Annotated in this window: 1 pseudogene; it reads right to left on the reverse strand. The window is 35.9% G+C overall.

What is annotated here, in order from left to right:
- A pseudogene (locus ACXAHM_RS26400) lies at positions 1 to 368 on the reverse strand (IS1182-like element ISMsp1 family transposase); the annotation flags it as partial.

Below are 368 nucleotides of genomic sequence, written 5' to 3' on the forward strand. Positions count from 1 at the left end.
GGCTTCATGATCTGTCTTGGAATAGCTGTTTCTTCCTGCTAAATTTTCTTCATGTTTGTTGTACTGATCTACTTTTGGTGCTTGTGTTTTCTTGACATAATTCAGCTTTTGCTTCATTTTCTTACTCACCTTTTTGTCCTTGAGTGCATCGGATATTTCGGAGGTAATCTTTGTCACTTGATCAGTAGAGACTGGTTTGAAAGAAGTTGGTTTTCGGTCTTTTAGTTCATCTGTGGCTAACTTTTCAGCATAAGTCCATAACTCTTCAAGGTTCTTTTCAATACGGTTTTTTGAGTTTTGTATAGTCTTAGCCCAAACAAAAGTATACTTGTTTGCTTTACTTTCAATCTTAGTTCCGTCAGTATAAG

The organism is Flammeovirga sp. AWQ4_249 (assembly GCF_056161045.1).